Consider the following 3,207-nt stretch of genomic DNA (forward strand, 5'->3'; position numbering starts at 1 on the left):
TTCGTGTCGTAGCCGGCCGTGAAGTCCAGGAAACGGATGGGCACGAACAGCTTGTTGGAGTAGGCGCCGGATTCCAATTCCCCGATGAAGTCGGGCCAGATGACTTCGATCAGCACGGCCTCGACCAGCCGGTCGCTGCTGCCGTTCTGCGTGTACATCGGAAAGACCACCAGATGCTGCAGGCCGTTGACCCGGTGCTGCTGCGGCTGGAAGGCCAGCAGGGAGTCCAGGAAGTCCGGGACGTCGAAGCCGCCATCGCGCCAGCGTCGGAAGTCCGCCGCGAGGGCGTCCAGATAGTCGGCGTCGTGGTCGAACAGCGGGGCCAGTTCGTCAATGGCATCGATGATCGTGTCCGTGCACCCGGCGGCTGCAGGCTTGTTGCCCTCCTCCGGAACGGAGCCGTCGCGGACCTGCAGTCCCCGCAGCGCGGAGGCTGCCTCCTTCAAGCGCAGCCAGGCCGGATGCTGTGCCGGGCTCCCCTGCAGGGAAGCGGAGGAGTGGGAACGGGTGGGAGTGATGGTCATCGTCGCCTCGCCTTTCGGTTGGCCGGCGGGTCCCGGCGCGTTTCGCTGAAGTATGTAGCGAGCGTAGCAACGCAACAGTCCGACTTATCTTCAAACAGGCGATAGGTAAGCAACTGTAATGCTCGGCAGACAAGTGGCCGGGCATGATTAAGCCCGGCTCGCGCTGGCCGGGCTCAATCATCGCGAAGCCGCCACGTTCGGCGGCAGCTTGCGGGGCGGTAAAGCGGGTTGGCGGCTACTTACCCTTCAAGGTCAACGAGACGGAGTTGATGCAGTACCGCTGGTCCGTGGGGGTCTCGTATCCCTCTCCCTCGAACACATGTCCCAAGTGGGAATTGCAGGTGGCGCAGCGGACTTCGATCCGTTCCATGCCCATTGCCGAGTCCCGCAGGTAGCGGACCGTTCCGTCGGCCAGCGGCGCCCAGAAGGACGGCCAGCCGCAGTGGGAATCGAATTTTTCCTTGCTGGTGAACAGCTCCGCCCCGCAGGCGCGGCAACTGTAGACGCCCTCGGTGTGGGTGTCCCAGTATTCACCCGTGTACGGCCGCTCGGTGCCTGCCTCCCGGAGCACATGGTATTCCTCCGGGCTCAGCTCCTGACGCCATTCGTCATCGCTTTTGGTCACGGGGAACTGTCCAGCTTCTGTATTGCTCATGTTCTCTCCAACGCTCACGAGTCGCCAATGTATCCCGAGCCCGAGTACAAGTGCAGTACAGGGATGCCCAGTTTGTCCTGCGCCCGATTGGCCCAGTCGGTGTGAAAGGTATCGGAAACGGCATGTGGCCTGGTGATGACCACCGCACGGTCCGCCGGATATTCACCGACGTACCTGACCAGGGCAGACACACCGTCGTCTTCCACGACGTCAACTGTGGCGTTAAAGCCCGCTTCCGCCAGCAGTTTGACGGAAATGCGCTTGGCCTCGTCGGCCTCGTGCCGGGCCTCGTCCTCGCTGGGCTGGCCGCGCACGAGTTCGCGGAAGGCCGCGCCCACCTCCAGCATGCTCAGCCGCTCCACGAAATCCAGCAGCAGGTTCCGCTGGGTGTCTTTAGGGATCAGCACGCGGAAGGTCGTTTGTTCTGCCGCTGTTTGTTCTCCGGCCAGCCACCCAAAGTTCTGCAGGTCCGCGACGTTCAGCGGTTCCTCTGTCAGCACCACGATGGTTTCGGTCATGCGCCCAGCCTAATCAGCGGCACAACCGGCCACAATGATGCGGCACGCCGAGGGGCGCACCGGTTAGCGGTCGGCGGCGGCACGGGCAAGAATGGAGCCATGGCTGTGTTCGTACGTTCACCCCGGTCCGGCAGCGGCACTTCTACCGGCGACGGCACGCTGCCCCGGGCCCGGTGGCTGTTGCTCGGAGCTTTGGCGGGAGCGGGCGCCGGATCTGTGCTGGCCGGAGCGACGTCCGGCTTGGCGTCCTATTTTGCCCGCCAGGTGCTCACGCCGGTCCGCGAGCATGTGCAGGACCTGGAGATCCTGGCTGTCGTGGGATCAGGCCTCGAGCAGGAGATCATCCTGCCGGCGACGTTGGACACCACCGCCCCCGGCGTCTACAGCGTCTACTTCGATGGCGGACGCTCAGTGGCGCGGGTGGGTGAGGTGACGTCCTACTCGCCGCGGGAAGGCACGGTCCAGCGCAAGGTCGAGCAGGTGTATGCCGGCGATCTCGCCGCGGCGACGCGCGGCTGGTGGGGCGGTGCAGCCTACCCCGATCCGGCCGCCGTCGGGCTGGCCAATGAGGAAGTGCACATTGAGGTGGAGGGTGGCACCGCGCCCGCCTGGCTGGTCCGCGCCGAGTCGGAGGCGGCAACCTGGGCCATCATGGTGCACGGCCGGGGAGCGTCCCGGGCCGAGGGGGTGCGCGCCGTCCGCTCCGTCCGCGAGCTAGGCCTGTCGTCGCTGCTGATTTCCTACCGCAACGACGGCGAAGCGCCCTCCGCGCCGGACCGCCGCTACGGGCTGGGGATGACGGAATGGCGCGACGTCGAAGCAGCGATTCGTTTCGCGCTGGCCAACGGAGCACAGGATGTGGTGCTGTTCGGCTGGTCGATGGGCGGGGCGATCAGCCTCCAGGCCGCCGACCAGTCGAGCTACCGCAGCCGGATCCGGGCACTGGTGCTGGACGCTCCGGTCATTGACTGGACGGATGTGCTGGCCTACCAGGCGAAGCTGAACCGGATTCCGGACGCCGTCGGGCAGTTCTCGCAGTGGCTGATCTCAAACAAAGCGGGACGGCTGCTGACCGGCCTGGCAGCTCCGCTGGACCTGAAGTTGATGAACTGGGTGGCCCGGGCCGACGAACTGCAGGTGCCGACGTTGATCGTGCACAGCGAGGACGACGACTTTGTGCCCTACGGCCCGTCGGAAGCGCTGGCCGAGAAGAACCCGCTGGTCGCCTTCGAGCGTTTCAGCGGTGCCGGCCATACCCGGGAGTGGAATGTCGACCCGGAACGCTGGGAGCGGGTCGTCACGTCCTGGCTGAGCCAAGTGCTCCGGCCAACCGGATAGCCGCCCGCCGGAGGCGCCGTTAGCCGGCCCTCAGCGGGGCGAAGGTTGCGCCCGTCAGGTCGGCCAGGTCGGCCGGCGCCAGTTCGATGTCCAATCCTCGCCGCCCGCCGGAGACCAGGATGGTGCCGAAGTCCAGGGCAGTGGAATCCAGCACGGTGGGGCTCGCATGTTT

The 3,207-nt window shown here is 66.0% G+C and carries 4 protein-coding genes and 1 pseudogene; 1 reads left to right on the top strand and 4 read right to left on the bottom strand.

Annotated elements, in window-relative coordinates:
* From AC5RWT_RS36015 to AC5RWT_RS36025, 3 genes are all read right to left on the bottom strand, one after another.
* Positions 1 to 524: DUF6421 family protein (locus AC5RWT_RS36015; RefSeq protein WP_494084406.1), on the bottom strand; the 524-nt coding region annotated here is incomplete at its 3' end.
* Positions 525 to 759: 235 nt separating this feature from the next.
* On the bottom strand, positions 760 to 1,179 hold the full coding sequence (gene msrB / locus AC5RWT_RS36020; RefSeq protein WP_494084407.1) for a peptide-methionine (R)-S-oxide reductase MsrB: 420 nt from the start codon (positions 1,177 to 1,179) through the stop codon (positions 760 to 762).
* Positions 1,180 to 1,193: 14 nt separating this feature from the next.
* Positions 1,194 to 1,697, bottom strand: coding sequence for a hypothetical protein (locus AC5RWT_RS36025; RefSeq protein ID WP_494084408.1), 504 nt, complete (start codon positions 1,695 to 1,697; stop codon positions 1,194 to 1,196).
* A gap of 99 nt (positions 1,698 to 1,796) precedes the next feature.
* Here AC5RWT_RS36025 and AC5RWT_RS36030 point away from each other — a divergent pair, with 99 nt between their 5' ends.
* Positions 1,797 to 3,035 carry an alpha/beta hydrolase family protein gene (locus AC5RWT_RS36030; RefSeq protein ID WP_494084409.1) on the top strand — a complete coding sequence of 413 codons (1,239 nt, stop codon included), beginning with the start codon at positions 1,797 to 1,799 and terminating at the stop codon, positions 3,033 to 3,035.
* 19 nt (positions 3,036 to 3,054) lie between these two features.
* On the opposite strand, the pseudogene AC5RWT_RS36035 reads toward AC5RWT_RS36030, so the two are convergent.
* Positions 3,055 to 3,207: pseudogene (locus tag AC5RWT_RS36035) on the bottom strand (Cys-tRNA(Pro) deacylase); the annotation flags it as partial.

The organism is Arthrobacter sp. Dra40 (genome assembly GCF_059091905.1).

Coding starts and splice junctions, on each gene's coding strand:
- msrB (WP_494084407.1), bottom strand. CDS start 1,179: ATGAGCAATACAGAAGCTGGACAGTTCCCCGTGACCAAAAGCGATGAC.
- AC5RWT_RS36025 (WP_494084408.1), bottom strand. CDS start 1,697: ATGACCGAAACCATCGTGGTGCTGACAGAGGAACCGCTGAACGTCGCG.
- AC5RWT_RS36030 (WP_494084409.1), top strand. CDS start 1,797: ATGGCTGTGTTCGTACGTTCACCCCGGTCCGGCAGCGGCACTTCTACC.